Annotated in this window: 28 protein-coding genes and 3 pseudogenes; 21 read left to right on the top strand and 10 right to left on the bottom strand. The window is 50.8% G+C overall.

The window, feature by feature from the left end:
- Positions 1 to 246 precede the first annotated feature (246 nt).
- From DWX23_RS12855 to DWX23_RS12835, 5 genes and pseudogenes are all read left to right on the top strand, one after another.
- Positions 247 to 1,296, top strand: coding sequence for a ParA family protein (locus DWX23_RS12855; RefSeq protein ID WP_007366517.1), 1,050 nt, complete (start codon positions 247 to 249; stop codon positions 1,294 to 1,296).
- Between the two features lie 2 nt (positions 1,297 to 1,298).
- On the top strand, positions 1,299 to 1,739 hold the full coding sequence (locus DWX23_RS12850; protein ID WP_007366516.1) for a DUF3408 domain-containing protein: 441 nt from the start codon (positions 1,299 to 1,301) through the stop codon (positions 1,737 to 1,739).
- Between the two features lie 2 nt (positions 1,740 to 1,741).
- Positions 1,742 to 2,089: a DUF3408 domain-containing protein gene (locus DWX23_RS12845; protein ID WP_028899187.1), complete on the top strand. Its 348-nt coding sequence runs from the start codon at positions 1,742 to 1,744 to the stop codon at positions 2,087 to 2,089.
- Between the two features lie 20 nt (positions 2,090 to 2,109).
- A complete protein-coding gene (locus DWX23_RS12840; RefSeq protein ID WP_007366514.1) occupies positions 2,110 to 2,844 on the top strand; it encodes a hypothetical protein in 735 nt (244 codons plus the stop codon).
- 202 nt (positions 2,845 to 3,046) lie between these two features.
- Positions 3,047 to 3,256 (top strand): annotated as a pseudogene (locus DWX23_RS12835) (DUF4134 family protein); the annotation flags it as partial.
- 41 nt (positions 3,257 to 3,297) lie between these two features.
- Here the strand turns inward: DWX23_RS12835 and DWX23_RS12830 are convergent.
- Positions 3,298 to 3,519 carry a hypothetical protein gene (locus DWX23_RS12830; RefSeq protein ID WP_227201767.1) on the bottom strand — a complete coding sequence of 74 codons (222 nt, stop codon included), beginning with the start codon at positions 3,517 to 3,519 and terminating at the stop codon, positions 3,298 to 3,300.
- 367 nt (positions 3,520 to 3,886) lie between these two features.
- On the opposite strand from DWX23_RS12830, the gene ltrA reads away from it, so the two are divergent.
- The 15 genes and pseudogenes from ltrA to DWX23_RS12755 form a co-directional block, all read left to right on the top strand.
- Positions 3,887 to 5,554, top strand: a complete 1,668-nt coding sequence (gene ltrA / locus DWX23_RS12825; RefSeq protein ID WP_008777825.1) for a group II intron reverse transcriptase/maturase — start codon at positions 3,887 to 3,889, stop codon at positions 5,552 to 5,554.
- Entirely contained in the window at positions 5,551 to 5,772 is a 222-nt protein-coding gene (locus DWX23_RS12820; RefSeq protein ID WP_050776220.1) for a DUF4134 family protein, read from the top strand. Before ltrA ends, DWX23_RS12820 begins: the two co-directional genes overlap by 4 nt.
- Positions 5,773 to 5,782: 10 nt before the next feature.
- A complete protein-coding gene (locus tag DWX23_RS12815; RefSeq protein ID WP_007366512.1) occupies positions 5,783 to 6,115 on the top strand; it encodes a DUF4133 domain-containing protein in 333 nt (110 codons plus the stop codon).
- The gene (locus DWX23_RS12810; RefSeq protein WP_005850488.1) at positions 6,112 to 8,616 is read left to right on the top strand and encodes a TraG family conjugative transposon ATPase; all 2,505 of its coding nucleotides are present in this window, start codon (positions 6,112 to 6,114) and stop codon (positions 8,614 to 8,616) included. Before DWX23_RS12815 ends, DWX23_RS12810 begins: the two co-directional genes overlap by 4 nt.
- 49 nt (positions 8,617 to 8,665) lie before the next feature.
- On the top strand, positions 8,666 to 9,046 hold the full coding sequence (locus tag DWX23_RS12805; protein WP_007366509.1) for a DUF3876 domain-containing protein: 381 nt from the start codon (positions 8,666 to 8,668) through the stop codon (positions 9,044 to 9,046).
- Between the two features lie 23 nt (positions 9,047 to 9,069).
- Complete coding sequence (locus tag DWX23_RS12800) at positions 9,070 to 9,699, top strand: DUF4141 domain-containing protein (protein WP_007366508.1); 630 nt, start codon at positions 9,070 to 9,072, stop codon at positions 9,697 to 9,699.
- A 3-nt stretch (positions 9,700 to 9,702) separates the two neighbouring features.
- Complete coding sequence (gene traJ, locus DWX23_RS12795) at positions 9,703 to 10,707, top strand: conjugative transposon protein TraJ (RefSeq protein WP_007366507.1); 1,005 nt, start codon at positions 9,703 to 9,705, stop codon at positions 10,705 to 10,707.
- A gap of 31 nt (positions 10,708 to 10,738) precedes the next feature.
- Positions 10,739 to 11,362: a conjugative transposon protein TraK gene (gene traK / locus DWX23_RS12790; protein ID WP_007366506.1), complete on the top strand. Its 624-nt coding sequence runs from the start codon at positions 10,739 to 10,741 to the stop codon at positions 11,360 to 11,362.
- 6 nt (positions 11,363 to 11,368) lie between these two features.
- A complete protein-coding gene (locus tag DWX23_RS12785; RefSeq protein WP_007366505.1) occupies positions 11,369 to 11,677 on the top strand; it encodes a TraL conjugative transposon family protein in 309 nt (102 codons plus the stop codon).
- A complete protein-coding gene (gene traM, locus DWX23_RS12780; protein ID WP_007366504.1) occupies positions 11,658 to 13,007 on the top strand; it encodes a conjugative transposon protein TraM in 1,350 nt (449 codons plus the stop codon). Before DWX23_RS12785 ends, traM begins: the two co-directional genes overlap by 20 nt.
- A gap of 55 nt (positions 13,008 to 13,062) precedes the next feature.
- Positions 13,063 to 14,049 (top strand): conjugative transposon protein TraN, encoded by a 987-nt coding sequence (traN, locus tag DWX23_RS12775; protein WP_007366503.1) that lies wholly within the window; start codon positions 13,063 to 13,065, stop codon positions 14,047 to 14,049.
- Positions 14,050 to 14,051: 2 nt separating this feature from the next.
- Positions 14,052 to 14,627, top strand: coding sequence for a conjugal transfer protein TraO (locus tag DWX23_RS12770; protein ID WP_007366502.1), 576 nt, complete (start codon positions 14,052 to 14,054; stop codon positions 14,625 to 14,627).
- An 8-nt stretch (positions 14,628 to 14,635) separates the two neighbouring features.
- Entirely contained in the window at positions 14,636 to 15,505 is an 870-nt protein-coding gene (locus DWX23_RS12765; RefSeq protein WP_007366501.1) for a toprim domain-containing protein, read from the top strand.
- 25 nt (positions 15,506 to 15,530) lie between these two features.
- On the top strand, positions 15,531 to 16,034 hold the full coding sequence (locus tag DWX23_RS12760; protein WP_007366500.1) for a DUF3872 domain-containing protein: 504 nt from the start codon (positions 15,531 to 15,533) through the stop codon (positions 16,032 to 16,034).
- Positions 16,031 to 16,381 (top strand): annotated as a pseudogene (locus DWX23_RS12755) (lysozyme); the annotation flags it as partial. The gene DWX23_RS12760 and the pseudogene DWX23_RS12755, both read left to right, overlap by 4 nt.
- A gap of 137 nt (positions 16,382 to 16,518) precedes the next feature.
- Here the strand turns inward: DWX23_RS12755 and DWX23_RS12750 are convergent.
- From DWX23_RS12750 to DWX23_RS12740, 3 genes are read right to left on the bottom strand one after another with little or no spacing between them, the layout of a single operon-like run.
- Positions 16,519 to 17,541 carry a tyrosine-type recombinase/integrase gene (locus DWX23_RS12750; protein ID WP_120096715.1) on the bottom strand — a complete coding sequence of 341 codons (1,023 nt, stop codon included), beginning with the start codon at positions 17,539 to 17,541 and terminating at the stop codon, positions 16,519 to 16,521.
- 22 nt (positions 17,542 to 17,563) lie between these two features.
- Positions 17,564 to 18,553, bottom strand: a complete 990-nt coding sequence (locus DWX23_RS12745; protein ID WP_120096710.1) for a tyrosine-type recombinase/integrase — start codon at positions 18,551 to 18,553, stop codon at positions 17,564 to 17,566.
- Positions 18,534 to 19,790 (bottom strand): site-specific integrase, encoded by a 1,257-nt coding sequence (locus tag DWX23_RS12740; protein WP_120096712.1) that lies wholly within the window; start codon positions 19,788 to 19,790, stop codon positions 18,534 to 18,536. The genes DWX23_RS12745 and DWX23_RS12740 overlap by 20 nt, the downstream gene beginning before the upstream one ends.
- Positions 19,791 to 20,022: 232 nt before the next feature.
- On the opposite strand from DWX23_RS12740, the pseudogene DWX23_RS12735 reads away from it, so the two are divergent.
- Positions 20,023 to 20,211 (top strand): annotated as a pseudogene (locus DWX23_RS12735) (lysozyme); the annotation flags it as partial.
- A 63-nt stretch (positions 20,212 to 20,274) separates the two neighbouring features.
- Here the strand turns inward: DWX23_RS12735 and DWX23_RS12730 are convergent.
- From DWX23_RS12730 to DWX23_RS12705, 6 genes are all read right to left on the bottom strand, one after another.
- Positions 20,275 to 20,496 carry a hypothetical protein gene (locus DWX23_RS12730; RefSeq protein WP_007366498.1) on the bottom strand — a complete coding sequence of 74 codons (222 nt, stop codon included), beginning with the start codon at positions 20,494 to 20,496 and terminating at the stop codon, positions 20,275 to 20,277.
- A 117-nt stretch (positions 20,497 to 20,613) separates the two neighbouring features.
- Positions 20,614 to 20,922: a hypothetical protein gene (locus tag DWX23_RS12725; protein WP_007366497.1), complete on the bottom strand. Its 309-nt coding sequence runs from the start codon at positions 20,920 to 20,922 to the stop codon at positions 20,614 to 20,616.
- Between the two features lie 45 nt (positions 20,923 to 20,967).
- A complete protein-coding gene (locus DWX23_RS12720) occupies positions 20,968 to 21,213 on the bottom strand; it encodes a hypothetical protein (RefSeq protein WP_007366496.1) in 246 nt (81 codons plus the stop codon).
- Positions 21,210 to 21,443 carry a DUF3873 domain-containing protein gene (locus DWX23_RS12715; RefSeq protein WP_007366495.1) on the bottom strand — a complete coding sequence of 78 codons (234 nt, stop codon included), beginning with the start codon at positions 21,441 to 21,443 and terminating at the stop codon, positions 21,210 to 21,212. The genes DWX23_RS12720 and DWX23_RS12715 overlap by 4 nt, the downstream gene beginning before the upstream one ends.
- Before the next feature lie 20 nt (positions 21,444 to 21,463).
- Positions 21,464 to 21,721: a hypothetical protein gene (locus DWX23_RS12710; protein WP_007366494.1), complete on the bottom strand. Its 258-nt coding sequence runs from the start codon at positions 21,719 to 21,721 to the stop codon at positions 21,464 to 21,466.
- 24 nt (positions 21,722 to 21,745) lie between these two features.
- A complete protein-coding gene (locus DWX23_RS12705; RefSeq protein WP_014224642.1) occupies positions 21,746 to 23,035 on the bottom strand; it encodes a PcfJ domain-containing protein in 1,290 nt (429 codons plus the stop codon).
- Position 23,036: the final 1 nt, after the last annotated feature.

Raw genomic sequence — 23,036 nt, 5'->3', positions numbered from 1 at the left:
CGAACATAAAAATCCGTCGGGGCCGGATTGGGGGAATGCCTTTCAAACTCCGGGCTGCGCCACCTGCGGCGAACCCTGCCGTTCGGGTGCAAAGTTACGCCCTTAAAGCGGTATCGGACAGAGGCTTGACCCGGACAATCAGTGCCAACCGGCGCAACATGCCGCCACTTGTCGGGGAAGTGATACAGGTTCAAAAATATCCTTGTTTATTTGCAGCATGATTCAAGAAACGAACGATTTGAAGATATGAAAAATGAGGCTTTCAAATACCCGGCAAACCGCTTCGGCGGCTATTTGCCTGACCGGATACCCGAACCTTCGGATACCCGGTTTTACAATGACGCGGTGATTCACGGATTCAATGACTTCATGACGCAATGTCGTCATTCATCAGTTATCCGAATCCCTGCCCCACCGTTGAAGCGGATACGTGACGAACCGGACAGTCAGAGATTCGCGGACGCGGATATACATGTCACCGATTCCGTATCGGAGCAGGAAAACAATTCATCAACCATTAAAACCAACAGAACCATGAGTAATGAAACATTCGTTGCATTCGCAACACAGAAAGGGGGTATCGGCAAATCCACCGTCACGGCACTTGCCGCCAACTACCTCCACAACGTGAAAGGACACAATGTCGCAGTCATAGACTGCGACACCCCGCAGCACAGCATACACGGGTTGCGTGAACGTGAAACGGGACTTATCGGCGGGAGCCTCTATTTCAAGGCACTCGCGTGTGACCACTTCCGCAAGATAAGGAAGAACGCCTACCCGGTCATCGCAAGCGACGCCCTTAACGCCCTCGATGATGCCGAAAGGATGCTTGCCGAAGAAGAGGTGAAACCCGACATCGTGTTTTTCGACATGCCGGGAACCCTGAAAAGCAACGGCGTGGTCAAGACCCTCTCGCAGATGGACTACATCTTCGCGCCCATGAGTGCCGACCGTTTTGTCGTGGAAAGCACCCTGCAATTCGCTGTGATGTTCCGTGACAACCTCATGACGACGGGACAGGCGAAAACAAAAGGGCTGTACCTGTTCTGGACGATGGTGGACGGCAGGGAGAAGAACGGGCTTTACGACCTGTATGAGGATGTGATCGCCGAGATGGGGCTGCCGGTGCTGTCCACCCGCCTGCCCGACAGCAAGAAGTTCCGGCGCGACCTCTCGGAAGAGCGCAAGAGCGTGTTCCGCTCGACCATCTTCCCGATGGATGCGTCCCTGCTGAAAGGGAGCGGCATCCGTGAGTTCTCGGAAGAGATAAGCCGTATCATCAGACCTCAATAATCATGGGCAGCAGGAAAGTGAACACCGAAGGCATTGACGAGGAACTGTTGATAGCTTCCATCGGCAGACGCAGGCAGGACGGGACCCTGTACCACGCGCAGGAGCCGCCCGCGCCTGCTCCCGAAGAAAAAAGCGTCCCTGAAACGGAACCGCCGCCCGCGCAATACACGGCAAAGGAAAAACCGCAGAGGGACACTGTCCGCCGCAAACGGCAGGAGGACGACTATTCCGGGCTGTTCCTCCGCCGCAACGAGATAAAGACGCGCCAGTGCGTCTATATCAGCCGCGATGTCCACAGCAAGATTCTCAAAATCGTGAACGACATCGCCGGGCGTGAAATCTCGGTAGGCGGCTACGTGGACACCGTGCTGCGCCAACATCTGGAACAGCACAAGGAGAAAATAAACGAACTGTACAAGAAACAACGTGAAGACTTGATTTGAATATGGAAAAGAACCAGAAAAACAGAAGTCCGCAGCATGACGGCGGCGGTATGCTTGCCCAAGTGCAGGCGAGTGTGGAAATCCTATCCCCCGTGCCGTTAGGCGGCAAATGCGGTGAAAAGGACTATGAACGGCTGTTCATCCGTGAAGCCGAAGTGAAGGCACGCGAGGGAAAGATGGCGTATGTGCGTCCGGAGTACCACGACCGCATCATGCGCATCACCCGTGTGATCGGGCATGACAAATTGTCGCTGTCCGCCTACATCGACCATGTGCTTACGCACCACTTCAACCAGTGCGAGGAGGCGATAAAGAGCCTTTACGCCCAGAATTACGACGCAGTATTTTAACCCTCAAAAAGAGAACGTGCATGAGTGAAACAATAAGCATGACTGATATTCTGCTGACCGTATCGGTCGGCTGCAACCTGTGGTTCCTGTTCCTGCTCCTTTATGACAGGATCATGGAAACCAGACTTGTCCGCTTCCTAAGAAGCATAGCCGGAGTGTGGCGGTCGTTGGGCGGCACGGCGGCAAAGCCCGAAACGGTAAGGGACACACCGCCCGCAGACACCCCGGACATCATCGGCAAGAGCCGTTTCAGGATGGCATCGCCCCGGACAACCGCTGCCATACCGACGCAAGAAGCCGCCACTTCGGAAAAAGGCATTGAGCTGACGGAGGAAGAGACTACTTTTGACGACGGAAACACGGAAACCGTGTCCCGTCCCGCACAAGTCCCGGAGGATAAACTCGACGAAACCTTCACGAGCCTCACGCCTTCGGAACTGGAGTTCGGGGAGGACGAGCCGGAGGAAGAAACGCCCGACGCGCCGAGGGCATCGGGAAGCAGTTTCGACGAGATAGACGATGCGGTCAGAACCGCCAAGAACCCGGAAGCGACAACGACGGAACGGGAGCGGGCGGCAAAGGTCTTCACCGACATGGAAGGGACGGAGCTGTACGAGAAGCTGATGACCGGCTCGTCTGAAATGAGCATCCGCATCAAGGGACTTATCGAAATCCGGCTGAAGAAGAATAAACCGAAAAAGGATTTTGTCGTCCCGGACAGTATTGAGAACTTCGACATCCGCAACTATGTATAACGACTAAAAAAGAATGAGAATGAAAACGTAAGACGGCATCACCCACGCGCACGGCGGTACAAGGTACAGCCAATTCGCAACGGACACACCCAAGTCCGTAGAAACAAACGGGCAACCCACTAAACCAAAGTAAAGTAATCGAGTATCAACCGCCCGACAAAGGACCATCCACCCTTTGGACGGCACAAAACAAGAACAGTTTATGAACAAGAACAACAGACAGAAACTTATCCTCTCTGCGGCACTTCTGGTTGCCGCAACCGCCTCCGCCTTCGCGCAGGGAAACGGCATCGCGGGCATCAACGAAGCCACCTCTATGGTGAGTTCGTACTTCGACCCCGGCACGAAACTCATCTACGCCATCGGCGCGGTAGTCGGGCTTATCGGGGGCGTGAAAGTGTATGGGAAATTCGTGCGACGTGAAGTTGCGTAAGTGATTGTGTAACATTCTGATTACACCTCCAGTTCCGTCTGGAGTAGCCTACGGACACGTGCATAGGGAGTAATTCCTTTGTACGAAGCTGTCCCGACAAGGTAGCCTTTCCGAAAGGAGGAGACTGAACCGCGAGGGGAGGTCAACGGCTGATAATACCATTCAGCACGAGGAGCTTGGCTTAGCGGTATGGTCAACGAAAGTGAACTGTCCGATAAACATCGTAAAGTACAACGAGCCAAAGGTATTGACAGGCTCGAACCAAAAAGGTAAGCAGTCGGCTGTTCCCTTGAATTTTGGGGACACACGGACATGAAGCACTGCCGGTGGAATAGACAGGACCTAACCCGCTTATTTGTCACTTATGTAAAACACGGTAAGCCCGTATCTCTCCCATCTTAATGGGTAAGCAAACCGTAAGGTGAGCCTACATGGGGTGCGGGTATAGGAAAGCGGAAAAAGCGAATGCCGTTCTGTAATGGAACGGATACGGATTGAGCCTCGGTCACGTGTGGCAAGGGCGACATCATCCGACACGAAAGTGGGCAGACTTCTGTATGGTAACACTTTACAAAATAGTTTACAGAACTTTTAAAGCAAGGAATGCAAATGAACAAGACGAAAGAATTGTGTGCGCCTGAAAACAGAAACCTCCACACACTCTGGTCGGAAATCGACTGGACACGGGCGGAGATGTATGTTCAAAAGCTGCAAGCACGTATTGTAAAGGCTCAGAGGGAAGGCAGACATAACAAGGTGAAAGCCTTGCAATGGACGCTTACCCACTCGTTCTACGCCAAGGCATTGGCTGTAAAGCGAGTTACTACCAACAAAGGTAAAGACACCGCAGGCGTTGACAAGGCTGTATGGTCATCACCGCTTGCGAAAGCCAAAGCCATCGGTTCACTCAAACGCCGTGGTTACCAACCGCAACCACTACGCAGGGTGAACATCGAGAAGAAAAACGGCAAACTACGCCCCTTGGGCATACCGACAATGAAAGACAGGGCTATGCAGGCTCTCTATCTCATGGCACTCGACCCGATTGCAGAGACCACGGGTGACACCCACTCATACGGTTTCCGCAAGCACAGATGCACTCATGATGCCATAGAGCAATGCTTCATCCTGCTCTCTCGGACGTGTGCGCCCGAATGGATACTCGAGGGAGACATCAAAGGCTGCTTCGACCACATCAGCCACGAGTGGCTTCTCAATAATGTCCCAACGGACAAGGAGATACTGCGAAAATGGCTCAAATGCGGGTTCGTATTCAATGGTGAACTTTTCCCCACGGAAGAGGGTACGCCACAAGGAGGCATCATTTCACCGACCCTCGCAAACATGGTTCTTGACGGCTTACAATCGCTTTTGGAAAATTGTGTCAGAAAATATCAGGTGAACTACAAGAAAATCGTTCCCAAAATACATCTGATACGCTATGCAGACGACTTCATCGTAACGGCAAAGGACAGAGAGACCATTGAAACGGTCATCCTGCCACTTGTGCGCAATTTCATGGCGGAGCGTGGATTGACACTGTCGGAAGAAAAGACGAAAATCACACATATCAGTGAGGGTTTTGACTTCCTCGGTTTCAATATCCGCAAGTTCCCCAACAACACACTGCTCACACAGCCGTCAAGCGATGCCAAGAAACGCTTCTGCGACAAAATCCGCAAGGTGATAGAAAGCAACAAGACTGCCAAACAGCATTCACTCATCAAAATGTTGAACCCGATTATAACGGGCTGGGGCAACTACTATAAATATGGTACGTCCGCAGAGACATTTCATCGGGTGGATTGGGAAATTCATCGAAAACTATGGCAATGGGCAAGACGCAGACATTCAAACAAGAGTAAGGGTTGGATTAAGGATAAGTATTTCAAGACCGTAAACGGACGGAAATGGCGTTTTATGGCAGATATGGAGGAACGCTCGAAGATGCGTCAAATCACATTAGCATATCTTCCTGACATTCATCATGAAAAGTTCGCCAAGGTCAGACACTACGCAAATCCCTATGACCCTGCCGATAAATCCTACTACGAATGGCGTGAGACCTATCGTATGAAGCAAACGCTCAAGGGCAGAGAAAGCCTCGTGAGGATTTGGACAAGGCAGAACAGAACATGCCCTTTCTGTGGTGAACGTATAGACAGGGAGAGACCTTGGAGCATAACCGAAAGTATCATCGGGGGCAAAAAGGATTACAAACTTGTCCATACATCTTGCAAAACAAAAATGTCTAAACTAAAAATTGGTAGGAAATGAGACACTTGAATGAATATCAACATCATTTACGTGTGTTGCTTGAGCCGTATGATGCGAAAGTATCACGTACGGTTCTTAGAGGGGAAAGCCCCAGCAATGGGGCTGACCTACTCGACTCGTCCGGCGATCCCGACACATCCAAGACTGCCGCCTCGTGGTTCGGGGCGTGCATCTTCCTGATTGTCGCCGCCACCATCCTGCGCTCATTCTTCCTTTAATAAACAATGTATGGCTGAATACCCGATAAACAAGGGTATCGGCCGTCCGGTAGAGTTCAAGGGTTTGAAGGCTCAGTACCTCTTCATCTTCTGCGGAGGTCTGCTGGCTCTCTTCGTCCTGTTCGTCATCCTCTACATGGTCGGCATCGACCAGTGGGTATGTATCGGCTTCGGCGTGGCATCGTCTTCCATCCTCGTATGGCAGACCTTCGCGCTGAACGCCCGGTACGGCGAACACGGACTGATGAAATTAGGGGCAACAAGGAGCCATCCCCGATACCTTATCAACCGGCGGCGGATCACCCGATTATTCAAACGGAAACGAAAGGAAGAAACGACATGAGGAATACATCCAAAATGACAACACTGGAAAACAAGTTCCCGCTATTGGCGGTGGAGCAAGGTTGCATCATCTCCAAAGACGCCGACATCACGGTGGCTTTCGAGGTGGAACTGCCGGAGCTTTATACCGTGACGGGTGCGGAGTACGAGGCTATACACGGCTGCTGGTGCAAGGCGATCAAGGTGCTGCCGGACTTCTCCGTCGTCCACAAGCAGGACTGGTTCATCAAGGAGAAGTACACGCCGGAACTTCACAAGGACGACATGAGTTTTTTGAGCCGCTCTTTCGAGCGGCACTTCAACGAGCGACCGTACCTGAAGCACACGTGCTACCTCTACCTGACCAAGACGACGAAGGAGCGTAACCGGATGCAGAGCAATTTCAGCACGCTGTGCCGGGGGCATATCATCCCGAAGGAACTGGACAAGGAAACAGCCGCGAAGTTCATGGAGGCTGCGGAACAGTTCGAGCGCATCATCAACGACAGCGGCTTTGTCAGGCTGCGCCGCCTCTCCACCGACGAGATCGTGGGGACAGACGGCAAAGCCGGACTGATAGAGCGTTACTTCTCGCTCATGCCCGAAGGCGACGCCACGTTACAGGACATAGACCTCTCGGCACGGGAGATGCGCATCGGCGACAATCGCCTGTGCCTGCACACCCTGTCCGACGCGGAAGACCTTCCCGGCACGGTGGCTACCGACACACGGTATGAGAAACTCTCCACCGACCGCTCGGACTGCCGCCTCTCCTTCGCCTCCCCGGTGGGGCTGCTGCTCTCCTGCAACCACATTTACAACCAGTACGTGATTATCGACAACAGCGAGGAGAACCTTCAAAAATTCGAGAAGTCCGCAAGGAATATGCAGTCGTTATCCCGATACAGCCGGAGCAACAGCATCAACCGCGAGTGGATAGACCGCTACCTGAACGAGGCGCACTCCTACGGGCTGACCTCGGTGCGGGCGCACTTCAACGTCATGGCGTGGAGCGACGACGCGGAAGAGCTGAAGCACATAAAGAACGACGTGGGCAGCCAGCTGGCAAGCATGGAGTGCGTGCCGCGCCACAACACCATCGACTGCCCGACACTTTATTGGGCGGCTATGCCCGGCAACGCGGCGGACTTTCCGGCGGAAGAGAGTTTCCACACCTTCATCGAACAGGCGGTGTGCCTCTTCACGGAGGAAACCAACTACCGCAGCTCGCTCTCGCCCTTCGGCATCAAGATGGTGGACAGGCTCACGGGAAAACCGCTGCACCTCGACATCAGTGACCTGCCGATGAAGCGGGGCATCACCACGAACCGTAACAAGTTCGTATTAGGTCCTTCGGGCAGTGGCAAGTCGTTCTTCATGAACCACCTCGTGCGGCAATACTACGAGCAGGGCGCGCATGTGGTATTGGTGGACACGGGAAACTCCTATCAAGGGCTATGCGAGATGATACGGCGCAAGACGGGCGGCACGGACGGCGTGTATTTTACCTACACGGAGGAGAAGCCCATCAGCTTCAACCCGTTCTATACCGACGACTACGTGTTCGACGTGGAGAAAAAGGACAGCATAAAGACGCTGCTGCTGACGCTCTGGAAGTCGGAGGACGACAAGGTGACGAAAACCGAAAGCGGGGAATTGGGCAGTGCCGTGAGTGCCTACATCGAGCGCATCAGGGCTGACCGGAGCATCGTCCCCTCGTTCAACACCTTCTACGAGTACATGCGCGACGACTACCGCAGGGAACTGGCGGAACGCGACATCAAGGTGGAGAAGGAGGACTTCAACATCGACAACATGCTCACCACCATGCGGCAGTATTACCGGGGCGGACGCTACGACTTCCTGCTCAACTCGGCGGAGAACATCGACCTGCTGGGCAAACGGTTCATCGTCTTCGAGATCGATTCCATCAAGGACAACCGCGAACTGTTCCCGGTAGTGACCATCATCATCATGGAAGCCTTCATCAACAAGATGCGGCGTCTGAAAGGTGTGAGAAAGCAGCTTATCGTGGAAGAGGCTTGGAAGGCTCTCTCGTCGGCGAACATGGCTGATTACCTGCGCTATATGTACAAGACGGTGCGCAAATACTTCGGTGAGGCAATCGTGGTGACGCAGGAGGTGGACGACATCATTTCCTCGCCCGTCGTCAAGGAGAGCATCATCAACAACTCGGACTGTAAAATCCTGCTTGACCAGCGCAAGTACATGAACAAGTTCGACCAGATTCAGGCGTTGCTCGGACTGACGGAGAAGGAGAAGTCGCAGATACTCTCCATCAACATGGCGAACAACCCCTCACGGCTCTACAAGGAGGTGTGGATAGGCTTGGGCGGCACGCAGTCGGCGGTCTATGCCACCGAGGTGAGCGCGGAAGAGTATCTGGCGTACACCACCGAGGAAACGGAAAAGGTGGAGGTGTACCGTCTGGCGGAGCAATTGGGCGGCGACATCGAAGCCGCCATCCGACAGCTTGCCGAAAGACGGAGAAACAAGCAGTAAGTAATCAATAATCGGTAAAACAGATTTATCAACGAAAAAAGAAAAGCGTATGAGCATATCAAGAATGAAGATGCTGCAAGTCAGCAAGTGTCTGATCGGATTGGCGGTCATGGTGCTGCAATCCTGCGACGTGGCGGAGAACCGCCGCGACCTGCTGTGCGGGAATTGGGAAAGCGTGGAGGGCAAGCCCGACGTGCTTATCTACAAGGAGGGCGAAGCCTACAAGGTGACGGTATTCAAACGGAGCGGCATCCGCCGCAGGCTGAAACCGGAAACCTACCTCTTGCAGGAGGAGAACGGCAACCTGTTCATGAACACCGGCTTCCGCATCGACGTGGCGTATAACGAAGCCACCGACGTGCTGACCTTCTCACCGAACGGGGACTACGTGCGTGTGAAGCCGCAGCCGGAAACTCCGGCAGGAAAATAAGAACCGCTAAAATCCAAAGAAACATGAGAACAAGAATAACATTCGTCATCTGCCTGTGCCTGCTTCTCGCGGGCAGGGCTTCCGCCCAATGGGTCGTGAGCGATCCGGGCAATCTGGCGCAGGGCATCATCAATGCCTCGAAGAACATCATCCACACCTCGAAGACCGCCACGAACATGGTGAATAACTTTCAGGAAACGGTGAAAATCTACGAGCAGGGCAAGAAGTATTACGACGCCCTCAAATCCGTGAACAATCTGGTCAAGGACGCCCGCAAGGTGCAGCAGACCATACTGATGGTAGGCGACATCACGGACATCTACGTGACCAGCTTCCAGAAGATGCTGCGCGACGACAACTTCACGGTGGAGGAACTCGGAGCCATCGCCTTCGGGTACACGAAGCTGCTGGAGGAATCCAATGACGTGCTTACGGAGTTGAAGAACGTGGTGAACATCACCACGCTCTCCATGACGGACAAGGAGCGCATGGACGTGGTGGAACGCTGCCACTCCAAGATGAAGCGTTACCGCAACCTCGTGAGCTACTACACCAACAAGAATATCAGCGTGAGCTACCTGCGTGCGAAGAAGAAAAACGACCTTGACCGCATCATGGGGCTGTACGGGAGCATGAACGAAAGATACTGGTAGCCTATGGAGTTCGACAACCTTCACCAGATTCTCCGCTCGCTCTACGAGCAGATGATGCCGCTGTGCGCCGACATGGCGGGCGTGGCGAAAGGCATCGCCGGGCTGGGCGCGCTCTTCTATGTCGCCTACCGGGTATGGCAGTCGTTGGCGAGAGCCGAACCGATAGACGTCTTCCCGATGCTCCGTCCCTTTGCCGTCGGTCTGTGCATCATGTTCTTCCCTACGGTGGTGCTTGGCACGATAAACAGCGTCCTCTCGCCCGTCGTGCAGGGTACGGCGAAACTGCTCGAAACGCAGACTTTGGACATGAACAAGTACCGGGAGCAGAAGGACAGGCTGGAATACGAGGCGATGGTGCGCAACCCCGAAACCGCCTACCTCGTGTCCAACGAGGAGTTTGACAAGCAACTGGAGGAATTGGGCTGGTCGCCCTCCGACATGGTGACGATGGCGGGGATGTATATCGACCGGGGGATGTACAAGATGAAGAAGGGCATCCGCGACTTCTTCCGCGAGATACTGGAACTGATGTTCCAAGCCGCCGCCCTCGTGATAGACACCATCCGCACCTTCTTCCTCGTGGTGCTGGCGATACTCGGTCCGATAGCCTTCGCCATATCGGTGTGGGACGGCTTCCAAAGCACGCTCACGCAGTGGATATGCCGCTACATTCAGGTCTATCTGTGGCTGCCCGTGTCGGACATATTCAGCACCATACTCGCCAAGATTCAGGTGTTGATGCTCCAGAGCGACATCGAGCGCATGCAGACCGACCCCAACTTCTCGCTGGATTCCAGCGACGGGGTGTATATCGTGTTCATGATAATCGGCATCATCGGCTACTTCACCATTCCGACGGTGGCGGGCTGGATCATCCAAGCCGGGGGCATGGGCGGCTACGGGCGCAACGTGAACCAGATGGCGGGACGCGCCGGAGGCATGGCGGGAAGCGTGGCGGGTGCTACCGCAGGCAACATGGTCGGACGTGCCGGGAAACTGCTGAAATAATCAATGTGGAATTATAAACGGAAAAAGTAAAATGGAATTCAAGTCACTCAAAAACATCGAATCATCGTTCAGGCAGATACGCCTGTTCGGTATCGTCTTCCTCTCGCTGTGCGCAGTGATAACGGTATGGAGCGTGTGGAGTTCCTACCGCTTCGCGGAGCGGCAGCGGGAAAAGATCTATGTGCTGGACAACGGCAAGTCGCTGATGCTGGCACTCTCGCAGGACCTCTCGCAGAACCGTCCGGCGGAAGCGAGGGAGCATGTGCGCCGCTTCCACGAGCTGTTCTTCACGCTCTCGCCCGAAAAGAGCGCGATAGAACACAACGTGAAGCGTGCGTTGCTGCTGGCAGACAAGAGCGTGTACAACTACTATTCGGACTTCGCCGAGAAGGGGTACTACAACCGCATCATCGCCGGTAACATCAACCAAGTGCTGAAGGTGGACAGCGTGGTGTGCGACTTCAACGGCTATCCCTACCGCACCGTGACCTACGCCACGCAGAAAATCATCCGGCAGAGCAACGTCACAGAGCGCAGCCTCGTGACCACGTGCCGCCTCTTGAACTCGTCCCGTTCGGACGACAACCCCAACGGGTTCACCATCGAGGGATTCACCATCATCGAGAACAAAGATTTACAAACCATCAAAAGGTAAACGGACATGAAGAAAATCAAGAAATCACTGTGGAGTGCGTACTGGAAACTCCACGACAAAAAGAAAATGCTGGTGGAACGGCTCAAAGGGTATCTGGACGGCTTGCCGCCGAAGACACGCAGGCGCATCGTGCTGGCGATGCTCATCGCATTCGCCGCACTTGCCCTCTACACCTTCGGTAAAGCCGTCTATGACATCGGCAGGAATGACGGCAGCCGGATGGAGATAGACCATGCCGGACAGGTGGAACTGTCCGTGAAGCCGGATAACAATCACAATGTAATACCTTATTTATATGGAACAGACGAAGAATGAACCCAAGAACGAAAACAAGGCGGCTCCCGGCAACGACAAGCCGAAAAAGGAGCGCAAGCCGCTGACCGAAGCCCAACGGCTGAAACGCCAGAAAATGATAGTGCTTCCCGCTATGGTGCTGGTATTCATCGGGGCTATGTGGCTGATATTCGCCCCGTCCTCCGGCAAGGAGCAGGAGCCGGGAACAAGCGGCTACAACATCGAGATGCCCGATGCGGACAAGGAGAACCGCCGGATTATCGGTGACAAGGCGAAAGCCTACGAGCAGGGGGCAATGGAGGAACGGCAGGAGAACCGCAGCCGCGCCATGCAGCAGTTGGGCGACCTGTTCGACCGCGAAACGGTGGAAGCGGATGGGGACAGCGACTTCGACCTTGCCAATCCCGGCGGAACGGAAGAGGCGGTGAAGCCAGCACCGAAGACCATCCAGTCCTCGGCAGCCGCCTACCGTGACCTCAATGCCACGCTCGGCAACTTCTACGAGCAGCCGAAGAACGACAATGCGGAGATGGACGAGCTGCTGGAACGCATCGCCACCCTCGAATCCGAACTGGAAAGCGGAAAAGAGAGAAGCTCCACGATGGACGAGCAGGTGGCACTCATGGAAAAATCCTACGAACTGGCGGCGAAGTACATGGGCGGTCAGAACGGCACGCAGGCGGCAGCGGGACAGACCGCAGAGCCGTCCCCCGTGCAGAAAACCGGAAAGAACACGGCAAAACCCGTCAGGCAAGTGACGCATCAGGTGGTGTCCTCGCTCGGACAGCCCATGAGCAATGCCGAATTTGTCGCTTCCTTCTCGCAGGAACGCAACCGCAGTTTCAACACGGCGGTGGGCGTTACAACCGTACCGGACAGGAACACCATACCGGCATGCGTCTATGGGGCGCAGAGCGTGACGGACGGGCAGGCGGTCAGGTTGCGGCTGTTGGAGCCGATGGCGGTAGCAGACCGGATCATCCCCCGTAATGCGGTGGTGGTCGGCGCAGCCAAGATTCAGGGTGAACGGCTCGGCATCGAAATCACCTCGCTGGAACACGACGGTACGGTTATCCCGGTGGAGTTGGAGGTCTATGACACGGACGGGCAGCCCGGCATATTCATCCCCAACTCGATGGAGATGAACGCCGTCAGGGAGGTTGCCGCCAACATGGGCGGTTCGCTCGGCAGTAGCATCAACATCTCCACCAATGCCGGGGCGCAGCTCGCCTCCGACTTGGGCAAGGGGCTGATACAAGGCACGAGCCAGTACATTGCCAAGAAGATGCGCACCGTCAAAGTGCATCTGAAAGCCGGGTACAGGGTCATGCTCTATCAGGAGAAGAACTGATGTATAATCATAAGAAATCCAATCAATAACAACAACCCACTAAATTCAAAGTAAAATGAGAAAAGTAATCATGATGTTTGCCCTCGCTATGGGCATCGCAACTGCCAACGCGCAGGAAAACGTAACCGTTGAAACGACCAACGGAAGTGAAGAACTGACCTTGACAAAAGAGGTCTATCCGCAGAAGGAGGCGGACGGCGACCTGTATCACGGTCTGACGAGAAAGCTGGGCTTTGACCGCATGGTTCCCCCGCACGGCTTGGAAGTGACCTACGACAAGACCGTGCATGTCATCTTCCCGGCGGAGGTGCGCTATGTCGATTTAGGCTCGCCCGACCTGATTGCGGGCAAAGCCGACGGAGCGGAGAACGTCATCCGTGTGAAGGCTACCGTGAGGAATTTCCCGAACGAAACCAACATGTCCGTCATCACGGAGGACGGGAGTTTCTACACCTTCAACGTGAAATACGCCGCCGAACCGCTGCTGCTCAACGTGGAGATGTGCGACTTCATCCATGACGGCGAGGCGGTGAACCGTCCGAACAACGCGCAGGAAATCTACCTGAAAGAATTAGGCAGCGAAAGTCCGATGCTGGTGCGCCTTATCATGAAGTCCATCCACAAGCAGAACAAACGTGAGGTGAAGCATATCGGCTGCAAGCGTTTCGGCATCCAGTACCTTCTGAAAGGCATCTACACGCACAACGGGCTTCTGTATTTCCACACGGAAATCAAGAACCAGAGCAACGTGCCTTTCGATGTGGACTACATCACATGGAAAATCGTGGACAAGAAGGTGGCGAAGCGTACCGCCGTGCAGGAGCGTATCATCCTGCCGCTCCGCGCGCAGAACTACGCCACGCTCGTGCCGGGCAAAAAAAGCGAACGCACGGTCTTCACGATGGCGAAGTTCACCATACCCGACGGCAAGTGCCTCGTGGTGGAGCTGAACGAGAAGAACGGCGGCCGTCACCAGTCCTTCGTGATCGAGAACGAGGACTTGGTGCGCGCCAATACCATCAACGAACTTCAAGTGCGCTGACCATGAGAAAGTACATCGCAATAATCATCGCGTCGCTTGCCCTGTTCACGGGGCAGGCGCACGCCCAGCGATGCCTGCCGAAGATGCAGGGCATCGAGGTCAGGGCGAATCTGGCGGACGGCTTCAAACCCGGCGGCAACGACGGCGGGTACAGTTTCGGGGCGGCTCTCTCCACCTACACGAAGAAGGGGAACAAATGGGTGTTCGGAGGTGAGTATCTCCTGAAAAACAACCCGTACAAGGACACCGCCATACCTGTGGCGCAGTTCACGGCGGAAGGCGGCTACTATTTCAAGATACTTTCCGATGCCCGTAAAATCGTGTTCGTCTATGCGGGGGCTTCGGCTCTCGCCGGGTATGAATCGGTGAATTGGGGCGAAAAAGTGCTGCATGACGGTTCGACACTGCACGACCGGGACGCCTTCATCTACGGCGGTGCGCTGACGCTCGATGTAGAGTTTTACGTGGCTGACCGTATCGCCCTGCTCGCCAACCTCCGGGAGCGTTGCCTGTGGGGTGGCGACACGAAGAAGTTCCATACCCAATTCGGGGTGGGCATCAAGTTCGTCATCAACTGACACGCGGCATGGAACGGACGGATATAGACACCATGAGGCAAATATCCCTCGCGGACTTTCTCGCGCGGTTGGGGCATGAGCCTGTCCGAAGGAGCGGAAACGAACTTTGGTATCGTGCGCCGTACCGCAGTGAGCGCACGCCCTCTTTCCGTGTGAACGTGGCGAAACGGCTCTGGTACGACTTCGGTTTGGGCAAGGGCGGTGACATCTTCACGCTTGCCGGGGAGTTTGCCCGAAGCGGTGACTTCATGGCGCAGGCAAGATTCATAGCGGAAACCGCCCGTATGCCGTTTGTCGCATCGGAAAAGCCGTTGTACCTGCCGGAACCGTCCGAACCTGCCTTTGAGGGGGTGGAAGCCGTCCCACTGCTCCGCTCACCATTAACAGAGTATCTGGCGGAACGGGGCATCCCTTATGCCGTTGCATCCCGTCACTGCTGCCGCTTGAACTACGGCGTGCGTGGAAAACGGTATTTCGCAATCGGTTTCCAGAACGTGGTTGGCGGCTATGAAATCCGGAGCCGTTATTTCAAGGGTTGCGTGCCGCCGAAGGATGTGTCGCTGGTCAAAATGGAAAGTTCTCCGACTGGCGTGTGCAGTTTATTTGAAGGATTTATGGACTTCCTTTCCGCTGCCACGCTTGGATTGGAAACAGGCGACAGCCTTGTGCTGAACTCCGTCGCCAACGTGGGTAAGGCGGTAAAACACTTAGACGGGTACGGGCGCATCGACTGCTTCCTCGACCGTGACGAAGCCGGGCGGAGGACGCTGGAAGCCCTCAAAGGACACTACGGCGGACGTGTCTGTAACTGTTCCGCACTCTATGACGGTTGCAAGGACTTGAACGAGTATCTGCAACTGACAGCAAAAAAGAAATGAACAATAACTTAAAAATCAAAGGACAATGAACATACTGAACAACAAGAACAAGAGAATATCCATCTTCAAGGCGTTGGCACTCTGCCTGTTCGCCGCCGTGTCGCTCACGCTCGCATCGTGTGACGATGACATGGACATCCAGCAATCCTATCCGTTCACGGTGGAAACGATGCCCGTACCGAACAAGGTCACAAAGGGGCAGACGGTGGAAATCCGCTGTGAACTGAAAAGGACGGGCGATTACGCCAACACGCTCTACACCATCCGGTATTTCCAGTTCGAAGGGGAAGGCACGCTGAAAATGGCGGGCGGCATTACTTTTCTGCCCAATGACCGCTACCTGCTCGAAAACGAGAAGTTCCGGCTGTACTATACGGCTGAGGGCGACGAGGCGCACAACTTCATCGTGGTGGTGGAGGACAATTTCAAAAATTCCTACGAATTGGAATTTGACTTCAACAACCGGAACGTGAAGGACGACATTCAGACCGTCATCCCCATAGGCAATTACAAACCTCTGCCAAGATGATGCGTGTATTCATGGCTATCCTCTGTTCGCTGCTGGCGGTCTGCTCCGTGTCCGCACGGGACAGCCGTCGGAAGGGGACGGACAGGCAGGCGGCAATCTACCGCCTGCCGCCTTTTGAGCGGGCGGTTCGCTGTACGAAGTATTTTGAAGGCTGGCACTCGGAGAAACACCACCCATACGTGGGCTGGGGTCATCAGGTGCAGCCGGGGGAAAGGTATTCGGCACGCACCATGACGAAGCGGCAGGCGGACGCACTCCTGCGGAAAGACTTGCGTAAGTTCTGCGCCATGTTCCGTAAGTTCGGGCGTGACAGTCTGCTCCTTGCCACGCTCGCCTACAATGTCGGTTATGTAAGCAATTTTATTATGTAAAAAGCATCTGTTAATTATCTGATTATTAACTTTGTAGTTATTGGATTGTTTACATTATATTTAATAGAGTGAAGAGAATTTTAAACTAATACTCTTCACTCTATTCTATTCCTCTATTTATATTTTACTTGTAAAGCTTTTAGGAATTCCATTAAATCTCCGTCTTTTTGCCATGTAGTTTTGCTTTCTTGAATAATACCAGAAGTCAGTTTCTTCAATGCCTGTTCTTTTATTTTTTCACTTGCCCTGGCATATATTTCCGTTGTTGTTGTAGAAGTATGTCCAAGAAAGTCACGAATATAAACGAGATTTATACCTGCTTCCAGCATATGCATAGCTTTTGAATGTCGAAAAGTATGACAAGATATATTATTGGGTATCAATTCTGAATATTGTTTCCTTGCATTTTCTGCATGCCTTTTCACAATATCTAATACAGCCATTCTTGTTAACCTTTCTCCTTTGGGATTAGGGAATAATGGATGACATCTATATTGTGCTGCAAAAAGATTGTTTTCTTCCATATACAACCTTAAATTTTTCACTTGGTTGGTAGAGAGAGGAACTACTCTGATTTTATTACCTTTCCCATGTAATTTTACAGTCGTAGTTTCTCCTAATCTTATATTTTCCGGGGTGAGGTTTATGATTTCTTGAACCCTGGCACCGCTGTCGTACAATAGCCCCATAAGAACAAAGTCTCTACGCCCTTTGCGAGTTGATAAATCAGGTTGTTCAAGCAATACCCTTACTCCTTCCGTAGTCAGATAAGACATTTCCTTAAAAGGTGTCTTTTTCTGTTTGATACTCAATATAGCTTGCCAATAAGCCATACCCTTAACCTCACGATATTGAAGAAATTTAAAAAACGACCGTAAGGCGCATAAACGGTTGTTCCTTGTTGATATTGAACATTTTCTTGTATCTTCCAGCCAATGTAAAAATCCCAAAACTCTTTCTTTTGTAAATTCTTTAAGGCATAGTTTTTCTGGAGCTATTAGTTCAATTTTATACATGTATTGTATAAAAAGCATAAATGTTACACTATATTGTTTTACCGTTTGATAGGAACAACCACATTCCATTGTAAGATAACGGTTTAAATAATCTGTGAGATATTTTCCAAAATCTGTCATAATTTCAAGTCTTAACGCATAATTAATCAATCATTTCATTCATATTAGGGAAAATATGATTATGAGCCATATCCACCTGTTCTACAATATCAGGAAACATAGCCTCTACTATTCTGACATACTTATTTGTGGCTTTAATGGATTGATGTCCCATATATGTCATTAGTATTAGCATCACATTATGTATATCCTTCCCTGATTTGCATAATTGCACAAATGAATTTATACAGAATGTATGTCGGAGATCGTGTAGACGAGGACCTTTTCTATTTTCGTTTCGCATAATACCAGCACGTTCTAATATATGATTGAAATGATTTGAAACAGTCCTTGGTGAGATGGAAGTATCATTACATTTTACAAAGAAATAGCTTTCCGGATTAATGCTAAACCCAAATTTCTGTTTTTGGGCTACATAATCATGGCACATTAGTACCAAGGAAGGAGAAAGAGGCACATACCTGTCTTTCCCATTTTTACATTCTCTAAGCAATAAGCATTCATTTTTGAAATCGATATCACTGTGTTTCAATTTTAGAGCTTCACCTACACGGATTCCTGTTCCATATAGTAAACGGATTAGGCATGGCATGGAAAATCGGGCTGAATTGACTAAGTGATAATAGGAGTTAATCCTATCACATTCCTTGAAAATCTTCTCTATTTCATCAGATGTATAAATATAGGGGGTAAAATTTGATTGATGTTTTGGTAATATTGGAATATATGAATCATATCCAATTATTTGTAGGAAAGAAGAGAATCCTCGAAGAATGACGATCCTATAATAGCGGTTTTCTTCGGACTCTCCAGAAAATTTACAGCACCAGGCATCTGCCAAGTCTTTGGAAATACCAAGGGCTTTCTCGTTTCTGTCATTAGCAAACTTGTCAAATCGCTTTAACATAAATTCCATTACGGTTGTTTTACAACCTATGTTTTGTTTATATTCTACATATTGGGTAATTAACCCGGAGAATACGCTGCATAATTTACCAGTTCTCTTTCTCATATATATCTAAATAAAAAAATTCAGGAATTTGAGGAACTTCAAGTGCACATTGTCTTAGATGCTTTAAATCAACTTTCACATAATTTAAAGTGGTTGATAAATTAGAATGTCCAAGTATTTCAGCTATAACGCTTGGAGTTTCACCATTCTCAAACAAGTTAATAGCAAGACTATGACGTAAAGAATGAGGACCGTGTTTACGTGTTGAGATATCTATTTGGGCAGAAAGCATCCATTCAGAAACAATTCCTGGTAATGCCTGGGGGGAAATTCTTTGGTATGGAGCCATGTGTTCCAAAAAGACATATGGACTGTCAATTTCTGGTCGTCCAAATTTGATATAATCAATAATGGCACTTCCAATTTCTTCTGATAATGGAAATGAAACAGGTTTTCCTGTTTTTGTCTGGACAAGGGACAAACGATTGAGTTCCCATTCAAAGTTGGCGTATGTAACTCCTACTATATCTGAAGCGCGGAGCCCATAACGTGCTGCAAGTAAAATCATTGCATAGTCACGTTTGCCTTTCGGAGAAGACCTGTCTATTGTGACCAATAATTTCTCTATTTCCTCCTTACTATAATACGATGGCAATTGAGGGTTTCTTGGACGATGGAGACATAATATTTTATCCCAACGAAAAAAATTACAATCTCCTAATAAGTTACGTTCACATGAGTATCTAATAAAAGCCCTTACAGAAGATACAACATGAGGCCAAGGACGTTTCTGTCGCTTCAAATCACGTAAGAATAATAAGCAACTGGGAATGTCAAAGTCTTTAACGAGCTTGTTGTTCTCTTTTAGAAAATTAAACAAATCTCTCAAATACAAGTGATATTTACTTACTGTTAGAGGACTTTTAATTCTCCTTTCATGACAAATAAATTCATTGAATTGTATGCCTAAATCTCCTTTGAATTCAAACATGGGACTTCGCGGTGTTGGTTTTCCAATGATAATTCCTGTATGCAGAACTTCATTCATTATTCTTATATGTCTAACCATGTTCTTCTCAAAATCAGACAGTTGGGCGTATGCAACACCTTTATGGCGAGTTTTCAAAAAATCTTCCCCTACACGAGCAGAATAGATTTCAATTCTATTTTCCAGCATATAACATTCCAGTTTATTATAACTACTCTTAAATGCACAAATAGTTAAAGGTGCATAATGTCTTTCACGCAGTTGCTGGACAACTTGTTTCCTTAAATCATAAAAATTACTTTCTTCCATAAAAACATTATTTATTGTTTGATATTAATTGAAGCTCCATCTATTTGATTTGATGGAGCTTCAATATATCTCTTATTAGGAAATAATGCTATGATTTTACCTAATAAGTTAGGAATATTATGTAAAAAGTAATCCTGTGAAAAATGAATATACTATTTGTTAATCAATGATTTATATTTTCTTTATTTACATAATAAAATTGCTTACATAACCCACATTATGTAAAAGTTTACATAAGGTTGGTCCATACCGGCTTTTGGGGAGCGGGAAGATACCCAAAAGCACGCTGATCCGAAAATTGGAGGCGGGCGACAGGAACATTTACCGGGAATATATCGCTTTCTGCAACTACAAGGGGAAACGGCACGCCATGCTGCTCAAACGGAGAAAGGCGGAGTTTGCGCTGCTGTACATTCCGTAACATGGCAAATGCCTGACAAATGAAACTCCGATGAAGCCGCAACTTCATCGGAGTTTCCGCTTTTCATACATTCGGGATTTTTCCTTTGCCGATTACTTCACCGTCCCTGCAATGCTCTATGATGCCGGGCGAAAATCCCATCTCCCCGATTGCGATATGCCGGATATACTCCACATATTCCTGACCTTGAAAAATCCTGCCCGTGAGGTTTTTGAAAATCATCCTTATGCTTGTTCCGTCATCGCTGTGCAGGATGATTTTTCCGTTCTGTCTGATTTCTTCCATGATTGAAACTTGTTTTTGTGAATACTATCGTAGATTGGGACAGCGGTTTCTTTGCTACTTTCTTTGTCCGCCGTCATGCTCACCGAAAGAAAGTAGGGCGGCTTTGTCCGCCGCCACTCAAAAATGGGTGTAGAGTCCTGTTACCATCGTGAACATTTCTTCCAGCATATCGCAATATATGCCATCGTGTGTTTCGATGTCCTTCGTCTTGCACTCGAATGTCTTTTTGCTGAACGTCCTGCGGTAGAAACGCATATTGTAGAGGTCTAAGCCGGCATCGTAGATGATGTCAAGGCGGTTGGCACTCGTCTTGTTCCTCGCAAGGCTCATGCGCAGTCCGTTACCCATATCTATAAAGTCCTTGCTTCCCGTCATGGCGGCAAAGCGTCTGCCGCCTATCTGCTGTAAAATAGTCTTCGCTATCATGCTTTTCTTGGTTGTAGGTTGGCGGTGCGGACACCGCCAACTTGTTTAACATTCTGTTATCTCGGCAATGGGTGTGTTTCGTTTCAACCATTCCATCAGGCACTCCATATTGTACTCGCTTGTGATGACTGCCGTATGGCTGTTGATGGCGGTAAACCTGCTGCTCTCGTAGTCGTCTATCCACCCTTTTAGGGTATCAACTCCCCACGCTTCGGCATCGTCAAAGATGCCGTCCAATACTTTGATAGGCTCACTGAACTTCACTATCAGCGTTTGATAGGCTGCGTTCATCGTCTGTCCTCCTTTCCTTCCTTTGCCGTGAGCCACTCATCCCGTGCTTCTCGGCACTCGTCCAATGTGGGTTTGACACAAGAGAACAACTCTCCGTCTGTGGGGTGGCGGTAGTCGTACTGCACAAGTGTCCGCTTGCGTCTGCCGATACCTAATTGGAAACGCTCGTATTTCTCCGTACCTGCTTCCGTGCAGGTGCTTACTCCGTTGATGGTCATCCGTGTTGCCATAATCGTTGATTTTAGGGTGGTTAAAAATGTACTGACAAAACTCTGTTCTTCATCACCATTTCGGGGTCGCTCGTGTAGCGTTGGTGCAGGTAGAAATGGTGGGAACCGAAGCCGTAAAGGAAAAACCTGTCAAGTCCGTGCTTCTCGGCAAAGTTCTTTACACTCCGTCTTAACTGCTCCTCACTCGTTGCAAGAGTGAGGAGGTTCACAAATTCAAGGAACATCGTGGGGATTTTATCGTCCCACAGACAAACCATGCTTTCAATTTTTACTTCCATACTATTGGGTATTATAGGTTGATACTATGCCGCTTCCATCCGCTGGCGGATAAGGTTCACGTTGCTGTTCACAAGGTTTACAATGCGGTCGTGGTACTCGGTATTGGAATTGTGCAAGCCACGACTTTGCACCACTTCCAATGTCTTCAAGGAAACCTCCACCGTTTCTATGCGCTTGCCGTCAATGGTAGCGGATAGGATAAGAGAGTTCTTTTCAAGGAAATAGGAGTTGGAAAACACGCAATGGTGCAGTTCCGTCCCTTCCGCTGCAAACTCCGCAACGCTCTCCAACACACGCACCTGCAAAGTGCCGTCCGTGAAGGCGATGCCGAAGAATATGCCTTTGAGTTTGCGGTATGCCTTCTCGTGTTTCTTCGCTTGGCGGATGCGTTCCTCCAACTTCTTGCGTTCTATCTCCTTGTTGCGCTTGTGCATAAGTCTGTCGTGTTCGGCTTTGAGGTCGGAGGGACAGACGTACTTCGGGCTGTTCGTGTCCTTGCCGAAATGCCGCAGGAGGTCTATGGTGTCACGCCACATGGAGCCGTCAGCAATGGTGTAGCCGTTGCGGATACATATCTTTACGGATGCCCAATACCTCTCTATGTCAAAGGAACTGCGGATATAGTGGCGCAACATGGGGTATTGCCCTGCCTTCAACAGCGTTTCGGCTCGGCTGTCGGAAAGGATAGCCGTGAAAAGGTCGTAAGGCAGTATGTTGTGGTATTCGCCATTGAAGCCGTTGCGTTTCAGTTCGGGTATGAAACGCTGTCGGGGATAGGTGCAGACGGGGTTTATATCGTATGCACGGAGTTTGTTGTTCTTGCGTACCTCCATGTCGCTGTATTCCGCCCATAGGTCGTAGTAAAGTATGGACATTCCACGCAGTCGGGCAATGGTGACGGTTGTGCCTTTGGGCGAAATCCACCTTTGCACCACTTCATAAATGGAATACCCGGCTGCCTGCCCTGCCTTGTATTGGGACTTGACGAAGAAGAAGCGTATCACTTGGTACTGCTTGCAGGTGGTGATGATGCAGAAATACTCGTTCTCGCTGAACACGCTCTTTCGGGTGCGCAACGCTTCCAACTCCATGCCGCAATGCGGGCAGGTGCATCCGCAAACGGTGTCCGCAAGGTTGTGTTCACTCCTCCACGAATGTCCGCACTCGGTGCAGATGTTCGTGCCGTCCGCCCTCTTGATGGCGTAATGTTTGAAGCAATGGCGGAAAGCGTAAGCCCTCTGTGTGGCGGTCAATTTCGGCAGTCGCTCGCTCAATCGTGCGACTTCCTGCTGTATGGGTGTTCTCGGTTTCATA

Origin of the sequence: Parabacteroides sp. AF18-52, from assembly GCF_003479145.1 — a bacterium.
Taxonomy (GTDB): Bacteria; Bacteroidota; Bacteroidia; order Bacteroidales; family Tannerellaceae; genus Parabacteroides; species Parabacteroides faecis.
Note: the sequence above shows the minus strand (reverse complement) of the source record. Positions and strands in the feature narration are given on the sequence as shown.